Annotated in this window: 9 protein-coding genes; 8 read left to right on the top strand and 1 reads right to left on the bottom strand. The window is 42.8% G+C overall.

The genetic code is table 11. The annotated features are described in order from the left end of the window. The first annotated feature begins 18 nt into the window (after nt 1-18). From tsaB to rseP, 6 genes are all read left to right on the top strand, one after another. Nucleotides 19-711, top strand: a complete 693-nt coding sequence (gene tsaB / locus F0475_RS00050) for a tRNA (adenosine(37)-N6)-threonylcarbamoyltransferase complex dimerization subunit type 1 TsaB (protein ID WP_155714851.1) — start codon at nt 19-21, stop codon at nt 709-711. 74 nt (nt 712-785) lie between these two features. Continuing rightward, nucleotides 786-1,385 carry a DUF4290 domain-containing protein gene (locus F0475_RS00045; RefSeq protein ID WP_155714850.1) on the top strand — a complete coding sequence of 200 codons (600 nt, stop codon included), beginning with the start codon at nt 786-788 and terminating at the stop codon, nt 1,383-1,385. Between the two features lie 3 nt (nt 1,386-1,388). After that, complete coding sequence (murA, locus tag F0475_RS00040) at nt 1,389-2,702, top strand: UDP-N-acetylglucosamine 1-carboxyvinyltransferase (protein WP_155714849.1); 1,314 nt, start codon at nt 1,389-1,391, stop codon at nt 2,700-2,702. Between the two features lie 183 nt (nt 2,703-2,885). After that, on the top strand, nt 2,886-3,407 hold the full coding sequence (gene rimM, locus F0475_RS00035) for a ribosome maturation factor RimM (RefSeq protein WP_155714848.1): 522 nt from the start codon (nt 2,886-2,888) through the stop codon (nt 3,405-3,407). Nucleotides 3,408-3,430: 23 nt separating this feature from the next. Then, nucleotides 3,431-4,588, top strand: coding sequence for a 1-deoxy-D-xylulose-5-phosphate reductoisomerase (locus F0475_RS00030; protein ID WP_155714847.1), 1,158 nt, complete (start codon nt 3,431-3,433; stop codon nt 4,586-4,588). Between the two features lie 13 nt (nt 4,589-4,601). Continuing rightward, nucleotides 4,602-6,002, top strand: coding sequence for an RIP metalloprotease RseP (gene rseP, locus F0475_RS00025; RefSeq protein ID WP_155714846.1), 1,401 nt, complete (start codon nt 4,602-4,604; stop codon nt 6,000-6,002). Between the two features lie 527 nt (nt 6,003-6,529). Here the strand turns inward: rseP and purL are convergent. Then, nucleotides 6,530-10,276, bottom strand: coding sequence for a phosphoribosylformylglycinamidine synthase (gene purL / locus F0475_RS00020; protein WP_155714845.1), 3,747 nt, complete (start codon nt 10,274-10,276; stop codon nt 6,530-6,532). A 471-nt stretch (nt 10,277-10,747) separates the two neighbouring features. Between purL and F0475_RS00015 the strand changes: the two genes are divergently transcribed. Together F0475_RS00015 and F0475_RS00010 are read left to right on the top strand one after the other, a co-directional pair. Further along, nucleotides 10,748-11,608, top strand: a complete 861-nt coding sequence (locus F0475_RS00015) for an OmpA family protein (protein ID WP_155714844.1) — start codon at nt 10,748-10,750, stop codon at nt 11,606-11,608. A gap of 240 nt (nt 11,609-11,848) precedes the next feature. Further along, nucleotides 11,849-12,211 carry a DUF1304 domain-containing protein gene (locus F0475_RS00010; protein WP_155714843.1) on the top strand — a complete coding sequence of 121 codons (363 nt, stop codon included), beginning with the start codon at nt 11,849-11,851 and terminating at the stop codon, nt 12,209-12,211. Nucleotides 12,212-12,893 lie beyond the last annotated feature (682 nt).

Below are 12,893 nucleotides of genomic sequence, written 5' to 3'. Positions count from 1 at the left end.
AGAACATAATTATATTTTATGTCTTGTATATTAAGCATTGATACGAGCACAAATGTGTGCTCTGTTGCAGTAAGTCAGGATGGGACTTGCATCTTTGATAAGGTAGATAACAGTGGTCCCAATCATGCCGAGAAGTTAGGAACATTCGTTGATGAGGCCTTAGCCTTTGTTGATAGCCACGAGTTAACGCTCGATGCTGTGGCTGTTAGCTGTGGTCCAGGTTCATATACAGGCTTGCGTATAGGTGTGTCTATGGCAAAGGGCATTTGTTATGGACGTAATATAAAGTTGTTGGCAGTGCCAACTTTGGAATTACTAGCTGTTCCTATTCTTTTACATCATGAGTCAATAGAAGAGGAAGCCTTGCTTGTTCCGATGATTGATGCACGACGTATGGAGGTTTATTCTGCCGTTTATGACCGTAGCTTAAAGGCTGTTCGTGCGATTCAAGCTGATGTGGTTGATGGTGATACATACAAAGAGTTCCTTGATAAAGGACCAGTTTATTTCTTTGGAGATGGTGCAGAGAAGTGCATGGAAGTTATCCATCATCCTAATGCCCATTTGATTAAGAATATCGAACCAGTGGCTAAGAACATGTTCCCGTTAGCAGAGAAACGAATGGCAGAAGGTAAGTTTGAGGATGTAGCTTACTTCGTTCCATTCTATTTGAAAGACTTTGTTGCTAAACAGGCAAAGCCTCTGTTGTAATTAATAGATTATGATTGTTGATGAGGAAGGGCTTTATGTTCCATCCTCAGAGTTCAAAAGTTCAAACCTCAAAGATGAATATTGAAGGATTAGATTATAATACCCAACGAGAGAAACTCGTGCTTCCGCAATACGGACGAGAGATTCAAGATATGGTTGATTATGCGGTTAGTTTGCCTACAAAGGAGGAACGACAGCATTGTGCGGAGACCATCATTTCTATCATGGATAGGATGAATCCACTGAGTCGGGGGAATGTTGACCACATGGATAAGCTGTGGGATCACTTGGCATTGATGTCTAATTTTAAGTTAGATATTGATTATCCTTGTGACGTATCACAAGCATTGAAGATAGCAACGAAGCCTGAACCAATGTCTTACTCAACATCGAGAATACCAGTTCGGCATTATGGTAAGTTACTTTTCGAGGCTTTTGACAAGTTGAAGACAATGGAGCCAGGAGCAGAGCGAGATGCTTTCGTTCGTTCAATTGCTAATCAGATGAAACGGAGTCTGGTACAATGGGGACATGGATCAAGCGATGATGAGAAGGTAGCTTCAGACCTTGCACGTTTTACAAATGGTCAGATACAACTTGATCTGGACTCTTTTAAGTTTGATAAAATAAATGAGAGGGAGCTTGCTCAGCCTCGTAATAAGAAGAAGAGATAGTACATGGAGTCTTTTATTATAGAAGGTGGACATCGCTTAAGTGGTACGATTACGCCGCAAGGTGCTAAGAATGAAGCCTTGGAAGTGATATGTGCAACATTGTTAACAACCGAAGAGGTAATCATTTACAATGTCCCTGATATCCTAGATGTCAATAACTTGATTAAGTTGTTACAGGATATTGGCGTAAAGGTAAAGAAGCGTGCCCCGAATGAGTATTCATTCCAGGCTGATGAAGTAAACTTGGACTATTTGGAGAGTGTGGACTTCGTTAAGAAGTGTTCGTCATTGCGTGGTAGTGTGTTAATGATTGGTCCTTTATTGGGTCGCTTTGGTAAAGCAACGATTGCAAAACCAGGTGGTGATAAGATTGGAAGACGCCGTTTAGATACTCACTTCCTTGGCTTTAAGAATCTAGGTGCGCGTTTTGTTCGATTGGAAGATCGTGATGTATATGAGATACAGGCCGATAAGTTAGTTGGACAATACATGCTTTTGGATGAGGCTTCCATAACTGGTACAGCTAATATCATTATGGCTGCAGTCATGGCGGAAGGCACTACAACGATTTATAATGCAGCTTGTGAGCCTTACATCCAACAGCTTTGTAAGATGTTGAATGCTATGGGTGCGAAGATTACGGGCATAGGAAGTAACCTGCTAACCATCGAAGGTGTGCAGAAGTTGTCAGCAACCGAACACCATATACTACCCGATATGATTGAGGTCGGCTCATTTATCGGTATGGCTGCAATGATTGGTGATGGCGTTCGCATAAAGGATGTTTCTATCCAGAATCTCGGTTTGATTCTCGATACATTCCATCGATTGGGTGTACAAATCATAGTGGATGGTGACGATCTTATCATCCCACGTCAAGACCATTATGTGATAGATTCTTTCATTGACGGAACGATTATGACCATCAGTGATGCACCATGGCCAGGCTTGACACCAGACCTTATCTCTGTGTTACTTGTTGTAGCAACGCAGGCACAAGGCAGTGTCCTCTTCCATCAGAAGATGTTTGAAAGTCGATTGTTCTTCGTGGATAAGCTCATTGATATGGGTGCGCAGATTATTCTTTGCGACCCTCATCGTGCTGTGGTAGTCGGTCATGACCATGCTAAGATATTACGTGCTGGGCGTATGTCAAGTCCAGATATTCGTGCAGGTATCGCTTTGTTGATAGCTGCTCTATCAGCACAAGGAACAAGCCGAATCGATAATATTGCTCAAATCGATCGTGGTTATGAGAATATAGAAGAGCGACTAAATGAGTTGGGGGCAAAGATTCGCAGAGCAGAAATCTGTTAGCTTCGTCGTATCTGAAGCTACCCTTTGAGGAAAATAGGTGTTAGCTTTAAACAAAAAGGGTCTACCCTTTTTCTCAAAAAGGTCTACCTTTTCGGGCAAAAAGGTCAACCCTTTTATAGAACACACCATTTGATATTGAAGTAAGCTATAGTTTTATCAGCGTTGCTGGTATATGATAAAGAGATGATAAAGAAGGAAGAAGTCTATAAGATAGGGCGCATAGGGAAACCTCATGGCGTACACGGAGAGTTGCAACTGCAGTTCTCCGATGACGTTTTTGATGCTGTTGATGCCGATTACTTAGTATTGGATATTGATGGAATACTTGTTCCTTTCTTTATGGAAGAGTATCGTTTCCGTTCGGATGAGATAGCACTTATGAAATTCTGTGATATTGATACGGAGGCACAAGCACGTGAGCTTACGGGTTGTTATGTGTTCTTTCCGCGCAAGTTGGCGGCAGAGCGAACCGAAGATGTGTCTTGGGCGCAGATTGTGGGCTACTCATTAATAGACGAGCAAACAAAGAGAACCATCGGAAAGATTACTGCCGTTGATGAGACAACAGTAAATACGCTCTTCGAAGTGGTAACGTCTGAGGGGAATGATGTTCTAATTCCTGCAAGCAACGACTTAATTGTTAAGGCTGATACCATAGGTCAGACGATAACCATGCGCATTCCTGCTGGGTTGCTCGACCTATAACTCATCGTATAAAGGAAATACAAATGAAACAACAAATCTGTATATTAGGTTCCACTGGTAGCATAGGTACACAGGCGCTTGATGTCATTAGTCAGCATCCCGACCTCTATGAGGCTTATGCGCTAACAGCTAATAAGCGTTGGAAAGAACTGGCTGACCAAGCCCGCAGGTTCCATCCATCTGCTGTGGTCATTGCCGATGAGAACTATTACGAGTCGCTGTCTTCCGCGCTATCCGATATGCCCGATATAAAGGTATATGCTGGTGCGGAAGCATTGGAAGAAATAGTCGAGTCGCCATCTATTGATATGGTACTTACAGCGATGGTAGGCTATTCGGGACTAGCTCCAACTATACATGCTATCAAGGCAAAGAAGAAGATTTGCCTGGCTAATAAGGAGACATTAGTGGTGGCGGGAGAGCTTATCTTGCAGCTCGCTCAGCAATATCACACACCCATCTTACCAGTCGACAGCGAACATAGTGCTATCTTCCAAAGTCTGGTAGGGGAAGATGATAACGAGATAGAGAAGATACTTCTCACCTGTTCGGGAGGTCCTTTCCGCACCTTCACGCACGAACAGTTGAAGTCTGTCACAGCCGCTGACGCACTTAAACATCCCACGTGGGAGATGGGAGCAAAGATTACCATCGACTCCGCTTCATTGATGAATAAGGGCTTTGAAGTGATAGAAGCTAAGTGGCTCTTTGGCGTTCCTGCAGATAAAATCCAGGTATTGATACATCCGCAATCGATAGTCCATAGTGCCGTACAATTCGTGGATGGCGGTGTGAAGGCACAATTAGGAGTGCCCGACATGCGCCTTCCTATACAATATGCCTTCTCATTCCCTAAGCGATTGCCGCTCAATGGCGATCGTTTGAATCTCTTCTCTCATCCCTTAGAGTTCTTCGAACCCGATGTGGAGAAGTTCAAGTGTTTAGCGATGGCGTATGAGGCTATTAATAAAGGTGGCAATATGCCGTGTATCGTTAATGCAGCCAATGAGATTGTCAATGCAGGGTTCCGTCAAGGTGCGTGCTCATTCCTTGCTATGGGCGACATCATCGAACAGACGATGCAGCGTGTAGCCTTTGATAAGAATCCTGATTACGATATCTATGTGCAAACAGACGCTGAGGCGCGTCGTGTGGCACAATCAATTATGAACAATAAATAATGGTTATATAACAATGGAAACATTTCTAATCAGATTGCTTCAGTTCGTTCTGGCAATCTCTTTACTTGTCTTGCTACATGAAGGCGGACATATGTTCTTTGCGAAACTCTTTGGAGTTCGTGTGGAGAAGTTCTTTGTATTCTTCGATGTGAATATCGGTAAGTGGTCAGGTAAACTCTTCAGTTGGAAGCCGAAGAAGGACGATACCGAATATGGAATGGGCTGGTTGCCCCTGGGAGGATACTGTAAGATATCGGGAATGATAGATGAGAGCCTTGATAGGGAACAGATGAAGAAGGACCCACAACCATGGGAGTTCCGTACTAAACCAGCATGGCAACGACTCTTAATAATGATTGGTGGCGTGTTAGTTAACTTCGTCCTCGCATTATTCATCTATTCGATGATTATGTTCACATGGGGAGACAGCTACTTCAAGGTATCTGATATGACCATGGGAATGCGTTTCAATGCTGATGCCAAGGCTTTGGGATTCAAAGACCATGACGTTATGTTGGGTACAGACCAAGGTTCTTTCCGTGAGTTCGCTAATGTCAATGGCGATTTCTTCCGCCAGATTGCACAGGCAAAGCGTGTTGATGTGCTACGTAATGGTAAGAAACAGAGCATTAAGCTACCAGGAGATATGGATATGTTATCCATGATTAAGACCCGTCCTTACTTCGTTGAGCCATTTATTCCAGCACAAGTTGATAGTGTTATGAGTGGTTCTCCAGCCGCTAAAGCAGGTATGAAGGCAGGAGATGTTATCAAGTCTATCAATGGAAAAGCTGTTGAGACGTGGTCAGACATGAACTATCAGACAGGTGTCTTAGATGATGTTATGGCAGTGAAGAACACCCATAAGGATTCACTTGCAGCTCGCTCCGTTGTCTTAACGGTGCAGCATAAGGGCGCAACAAAGCTCGATACCCTGCGAATGGTTATGACTCCCGACTTGAAACTAGGCGTTTATCAGTCGAGCTTAGCCTCTTTCTATAAGCCAGTGCAGGTTCAATATAGTTTCCTTGAGAGCTTCCCCGCTGGTGCAAAGCATGGTTGGAACGTTCTACGAGGCTATGTCGGCAACTTCCGTTACCTTGCTTCGGCAGATGGAGCAAAGAGTATTGGCGGCTTCGGATCGATTGGTAGCCTCTTCCCTCCTTATTGGGACTGGTATATGTTCTGGTCGATGACAGCCTTCTTGAGCATTATTCTAGCCTTTATGAACATCCTTCCTATCCCTGCGTTAGATGGTGGTCACGTGGTATTCCTGCTTTATGAGATGATTACACGTCGCAAGCCATCAGAGAAGTTTATGGTTTGGGCAGAGTATGCTGGTATAACGATACTCATTATATTAATGGTGTTTGCCAACCTTAATGACATCCTTCGCTGGCTGCATGTGATGTAATAATGCCCGTATAAGTCCCTCTGAACAGAGGGTATATGCCTAACGGAAGCTAGTTAGGACTGCGAGATGTATCAAGAGCTTAGGTGTTGCTTAACTCTTGATACATCTCTTTTTATGTGTATTATCCTAGTGATAGAATCGTCACTCCTATGCCTTATTCGATTGTATCATGCGTCTTGTGTCTTTTAAATCCGTATCTTGTATTCGTTTCACCATGGTGAAATGAATTTCTCACCATGGTGATAATATTGTGTCACCATGGTGACGTTTATGTTTCACCATGGTGAAACTAACTTGATATACGTGTGTGAGCGATGTTATATAATAGGTGTTCGTGTTTAGAAGTGCTATGTCGTGTTATTGTGAAGCGCATATATACGAACAAGGAAACGCCCTTCTCGATATGAGAAGGGCGTTTCCTTGTATTAATAAGAGCCTCTCTTCGTGTTAATGAGAGCCTCCTTTCGTCCGCAAATAGCTATATGTGCTCCCCTCGCCATTTGTAGAGAGGGTGGGGGTGAGGCACCTTATAACTTACTCTCAACCCACTTACGTGCATTGACGAAGGCCTCAATCCATGGTGTTATCTCGTCTTTGCGACGCTCACGAGGATAGTAAGCCTGCTGCCAAGGGAATATAGATCGCTCCAAGTGAGGCATCATTGCGAGGTGACGACCATCCTGTGAGCAGATTCCTGCGACGTTATAATCGGAGCCGTTAGGATTGCCTGGATACTCTGCATAGTTGTATTTCGCAACAATGTTGTACTTGTCTTCTGCCTCTGGGAGATAGAAGCGTCCCTCTCCGTGTGCTACCCATATACCGAGTTTATCACCACTTAATGAACCAAACATCACACTATTGTTCTGTGGAATGGCTACATTGAGGAAGGTGCTCTCGAACTTCTTACTTGTATTATGGCATAGATGTGCACGATGCTTATGCTCTGGATTGATGAGGTTCAGTTCCACCATCAACTGGCAACCATTGCAGATACCGAGTGAAAGGGTATCCTCACGTGCATAGAAGCGGTCGAGTGCTTGCTTAGCCTTTGGGTTATAGAGGAATGCACCAGCCCATCCCTTAGCAGAACCGAGCACGTCAGAGTTGGAGAAACCGCCACAGAAGACTATCATATTCACCTCTTCCAACGTCTCACGACCGCTGATAAGGTCGGTCATAGTGACATCTTTCACCTCGAAACCAGCTAAGTAAAGTGCATAAGCCATCTCTCTTTCACCATTAGTACCCTTCTCACGGATAATAGCAGCCTTTGGCGTTGCATGGTTCGTGGCAGGTTCTGATGACTTCCATCGGTCTGCATCCAATCCATATTGCTTGAGCGTTCCAGTGAAGTCAGCGTTGAATTTCATTTCTATAGGCTGCTTCTTATAGTTCGTGTAACGCTTCTTCGCCATACCATTCATGCTCTGCTTACGATCGAGCAAGTAAGAGGTCTTATACCATGTGTCACGTAGAGCATCAATATCGAGTTCTACCTTCCATTCGCCATCAGCTATGTTAAGTACACGTTGATTGATTCGTGGAGCACCGATGCAGGCGAATCCAATGCAATTCTCCTGTAAGAATGCTTGTACATCGTCCTTATGCTCATCCGCAACTTGTATGACTACACCTGGATTCTCAGCGAACAACTTCTTGATAACATCATTGCCTTGGATGTTCTGAAGGTCAATATGCAATCCACCTTCTGTATTGGCAAAGGTCATCTCAAGTAGGGTTGTAATCAAACCACCAGCCGAGATATCATGTCCAGCGAGTATCCATCCACGGCGGATAAGCTCTTGAATGGCATCGAAACAGTCACAGAAGTATTGCGGCTCTTTGATAGTTGGAACGTCACTACCTATCTTTCCGAGACTTTGGGCGAATGCGGAACCTCCTAGACGTTGCTCATCAAAACTGAAGTCGATATGATAGATGTGGCTCTTCTCATCGTTCACAAGTACTGGAGAAACTACCTGACGAACATCACTCACCTCGCCACCGCTCGTCACGATGACCGTTCCTGGAGAGATAATCTTGTCTCCATTAGGATATTGCTGGGTCAGAGAAAGAGAGTCCTTACCTGTTGGAACGTTCACACCGATAGCACAGCAGAAGTCGGATAGAGCCTTAACTGCACTGTAAAGGCGTGCGTCTTCACCCTTCTGTGACCGACAAGGCCACATCCAGTTAGCCGATAAGCTGAGGCTGTCCATGCCGTCAGCCAATGGTGCCCAAACGATGTTCGTCAATGATTCAGCAACGGATAGTACGGAGCCAGCCTCTGGTGATGCAAGACCTGCCTGAGGCGCATGGCCGAGTGCAGTGGCTATACCTTTATGCCCACGATAGTCTAATGCTACGACACCACAATCCGATAGTGGGAGTTGTATCTCACCCTGGCATTGCTGTCTTGCAACCTTACCCGTAACAGAGCGGTCGACCTTGTTTGTCAACCAGTCCTTACATGCAACGGCTTCCAGTTGGAGCACACGTTGGATGTACTCTTCCACCTTATTTATATTATAAGAGGCGTCTTCATATTTACGAACGACGGTCTCATCCTTCATAATTGTCTTAGGAGAATGACCGAACATCTGCGCTACGTCTAAGTCGAAAGGTTTAATACCATCACCCTGAACGAATGAGAAGTGAGCATCGCCAGTGGTCTCACCAACAACATACATAGGTGCACGCTCACGCTCAGCAATCTTCTTTACGTGCTCGAGGTGCTTCTCATCAATGAGTAAGCCCATGCGCTCCTGTGACTCATTGGCTATAATCTCTTTCGCACTAAGTGTCTTGTCGCCGATAGGAAGTTGGGTCATATCTATCTTGCCACCGCAATCTTCTACTAACTCACTCAAGCAGTTTAAGTGACCTGCAGAACCATGGTCATGGATGGAAACAACGGGGTTGGTGTCTTCTTCAACCAATGCACGTACAAGGTTATAAGCACGTTTCTGCATTTCAGGGTTAGCACGTTGTACGGCATTCAATTCGATACCATTAGAGTAACGACCCGTATCAACAGATGAAACAGAACCGCCACCTAGACCGATACGATAGTTATCGCCACCTACAACAACCACCTTGTTGCCTGCCTGTGGCTCGCCCTTTAGACAGTCGCGTTTGGTACCATAACCAACACCGCCAGCCAACATAATGACCTTATCATAAGCATATTTCTCGCCATTCTCTTGGTGCTCAAAGGTGAGGAGCGACCCCGTAATCAATGGTTGACCGAACTTATTACCGAAGTCGCTAGCACCATTTGATGCCTTGATGAGGATTTGTTCTGGTGTCTGATAGAGCCATTGACGAACGGGCAATATGTCTTCCCAATCTCTAAGAGCTGGCGTAGAATTATCGTCCTCTTTAAGTCGTGGGTAGGCAGTCATATATACTGCAGTACCTGCGATAGGCCATGATCCAACACCGCCACCCATGCGGTCGCGTATCTCACCACCTGTTCCTGTTGCGGCACCATTGAATGGTTCAACCGTAGTAGGGAAGTTATGCGTCTCTGCCTTGAGTGAGATTACACTCTTAATAGGCTTTACGCGGAAGTAATCGGATACACTTTGATTGGCTGGAGCAAACTGTTCTATCTCTGGTCCTTGTGCAAAGGCGACATTGTCCTTATAGGCTGACAGAATCTTTCCTGGGTTCTCTTTTGTAGTCTTCTTGATGAGGCTAAAGAGACTACTCTCCATTACTTTGCCATCAATGATAAACTCTCCGCCAAAGATCTTATGCCTACAATGCTCAGAGTTAATCTGTGCGAAACCAAATATCTCAGAGTCTGTCAGTGGGCGACCATTTTGCTTTTCAATCTTATGAAGGTATTCCATCTCCTCTGGTGAGAGCGCAAGACCTTCTTCTTCATTGAACTTCTCTAAGTCGTCCACATGTTTGATGGGCTCTGGCTCATGGTTAACAGTGAAGATAGATTGGTCTAATCCATCATACATACGTTGTAACATTGGGTCATAATCAGCCTCTTTGCTCTTCACAGGGAAGTACTCCTCTATACGCAAAATGCCGTCAAGACTCATGTTTTGAGTAATCTCGACGGCATTTGTACTCCATGGAGTTATCATTTCACGACGTGGCCCTACATAGTAACCTTGCAATGATTCTTCATTCTGCAAGTAGGTTGCGTCGCCGTAAAGCCAGCAAAGTTCGTTGATTTCTGCGTTAGACAAAGCATGATCTACTTCTGTAGCAATCACGCTCTTGGACTGAGTTCTGAAGAAAAGAATCATAGTCTTTATATAAAAATTGGTGTAACTTATGCTTGCAAAGGTACTAATTACTTTGGATATATGGTAGCTTGTTGTGGCTTTTTTGGTGTATGGAATGATGTTAGCGTGTGTTTTTTGTATTCTTACACTTATCTTCTATGGGCTTTGATGACGAAGGGCTTATTTTTCTTAAATATGAGTTTTTCATCAGCGGAGATAGTAAGTGGAATTGGGGGTAAGCTTATAGGCTGACAAAGAGATACCCTTTTTGATTTGAAAAGGTGCTCTTCTTGCCTCAAGAAGATGCCTGTTTGGCTTGTAATATGTGCTCTTTTATTCTCTTGCAACAAGTTCTGTATAATTTTATCAAATTGTATCATGAATACAACAGATGAAAGTTAAAATAACTAAAGCATACGTCTAATCACTTGCTTTGGACTAGTTTATGATATATCTTTGTAGCAGAATACAAACAAATACGATTATACTATTATGAAAAAAGGTCTTTTTATAGGTGCTTTATTCGTTGGTGCGCTTGCTTTCAGTAGCTGTGCCAGCAAAAAGGATTTGGAGAATTGTCGTACAGAGAATAGTAAACTTACGGAAGACTATCAGAGTGCGAAGGAAACAATTGCAGCCAATAATGCTCGCATTAAGAGCTTGGAGGATCAGTTGGCTCAGGCAAGAGAAAGTGCTGCCGCATTACAAGGAAGTCTTGACAATAGTTTGAGAAATGCCAATTCGAACAACATAAATATTTCGAAGCTCGTTGATCAGATCAATGAGAGTAATCAGTATATTCGCCATTTAGTAGAGGTGAAGTCGAAGAGTGACTCGTTGAATATGGTGCTGACGAATAACCTTACTCGCTCGTTGAGTCGTGAGGAGTTGAAGGAAGTTGATGTACAAGTTCTGAAGGGTGTTGTGTATATCTCTTTAGCTGATAATATGCTTTATAAGAGTGGTTCTTATGAGATTAACGATCGTGCTGAGCAGACTTTAAGTAAGATTTCAAAGATTATTACCGATTATAAAGATTATGATGTTCTAATCGAAGGTAATACTGATAATGTGCCAATCAATACCGCAAATGACAAGATGAAGAATATCCGCAATAACTGGGATCTCTCTTGTTTGCGTGCAGCATCTGTAGTACAATATCTGCAAGATCATTTCAATGTTAATCCTAAGCGTTTGACAGCTGGTGGTCGTGGTGAGTATAACCCACTTGCAACTAACGATACAGAGTTGGGTAAGCAGCGTAACCGTCGTACACAGATTATCATTACTCCAAAGCTTGATCAGTTTATGGATCTCATTGGTGAGGCTCCAGAAACGAAGTCTACAAAGTAATTTGTTGATGAGTATAAACGTTTTGGTCGGAATACTCTACAATGCCCATGGTAATATAAGTGGTTGTTGGTTGTACTTTCCATATATGTGATTTATTTCTGTGAAAAGTGTTACGGGGAAGTAATGTGGTATTTACTGCATTGCTAGAATAGAAAACGTTGATAAATATAAATCAGCATCTTGTCTGTATCATGTTGACAAGATGCTGATTTTTCTTTATATATAATATAAGGTTTGTATATGGATGTTACTTTTATGATTTTAGCTACATTGGTAGCTGTCGAACACATATATATAATGTGTCTTGAAACGATATTTACTAAATCGAGAACAACTGCGCGTACTTTTAATATAAATATGGAGGAATTAAGTCGCTCATCTGTATCTATATTATTTAAGAATCAAGGTGTCTATAATCTTTTATTGGCAGTGTTGATTTTAATAGCTGTTTGGGTTACGAATGATTTGTTTTGGACACGTTGTTTTTTGTCGTATGTAGCATTGGTGGCTATTTATGGTGGTATTACAAGTAGTCCGACTATTATTTTAAAGCAAGGTGCGCCAGCTTTGGTGGTATTAATATATAGTTTTGTTCTATTATAGGTATTTGTTGTTTTTGGCTAAAATTGAAATTTCCCTTGTTTTCGATTTTGTGTTTAAGAAGTTGTTTCTTGTTTTGTGGCTTTATGCTGCTATTTTTGTTTTTATTGCTTTCTAGGGTTTGAAAAAGGTGCTTTAGGGGGTGTTTTTGATTGATTTGTGTCAAGGTTTTGGTTGATTTTTAAGTTTTTTGAAAAATAATCTTTAAAACATTTGGAGTGTATTGGTTTTCTATATACCTTTGCACTCGCTTTTACGAAATAAGCCACGTGCTTATGAGTATTTAAAGCAATAAAGAAAGAGTTCTTTGAAAAGATTTACATAAACAGAGAAGTAGTACAAGAAGCGTCTGTTTGGTTTTATATCAAATAGATGGGTAAAAGAAACGAACCGATCAATTCATTGTCCCTACTTTTGAGGTACCGCCTCAAAACTAAAGGAACAAAAGAAAAGGTGCTTTTTACTTGATACTTTTAGGATAAGCGTTCTGAAACAGAGATTACTCGGTGAAGTGCTTGGGTTAATGTGGTATTCATTATCACTTATCACCTATCACTTATCACCCAAACATATTTTACAATGGAGAGTTTGATCCTGGCTCAGGATGAACGCTAGCTACAGGCTTAACACATGCAAGTCGAGGGGAAACGGCATTTAGTGCTTGCACCGAATGGACGTCGACCGG

The sequence above is a fragment of the Prevotella vespertina genome (assembly GCF_009728485.1).
Taxonomy (GTDB): Bacteria; Bacteroidota; Bacteroidia; order Bacteroidales; family Bacteroidaceae; genus Prevotella; species Prevotella vespertina.
This window is presented reverse-complemented; position numbering and strand designations above follow the sequence as displayed.